This window comes from Pseudomonas sp. E45-MNA-CIBAN-0222, from assembly GCF_040310405.1.
Taxonomy (GTDB): Bacteria; Pseudomonadota; Gammaproteobacteria; order Pseudomonadales; family Pseudomonadaceae; genus Stutzerimonas; species Stutzerimonas stutzeri_AC.
The window spans coordinates 1-261 of sequence record NZ_JBEOPU010000145.1 but is presented as its reverse complement, the minus strand read 5'-3'; the positions used below and the strand labels follow the sequence as shown (position 1 = coordinate 261).

General features: G+C 55.6%; 1 protein-coding gene. It reads right to left on the bottom strand.

The features are described 5' to 3' along the window. The coding region (locus AAEZ08_RS23095) for a transcriptional regulator (protein WP_500125204.1) at window positions 1-259 on the bottom strand (259 nt) is incomplete at its 3' end. Between the last annotated feature and the right edge of the window lie 2 nt (window positions 260-261).

Below are 261 nucleotides of genomic sequence, written 5' to 3'. Positions count from 1 at the left end.
AGCCTCGCGCCGTCAAGATGTAGTTGGACCCCGAGCCACCCTGCTCTTCTGGCCGAGGTTCGATGTAACCGCGCTCCAGCAATAGCTTTTCGTACTCTCCTGCCACGGCTTTAAGGTGATCAAGGTTTTCGGGTTCCCCGCCCTCTGCCGCCTTCGCCGCCGCGTATTTTTCGGCATAAGCACGTGGCGCGAAGCTTGTGTCATCGCTCTGCACTTCATGCAGCAAGCATTCAATCAAATCCCAATTATAAGTCGTCATCC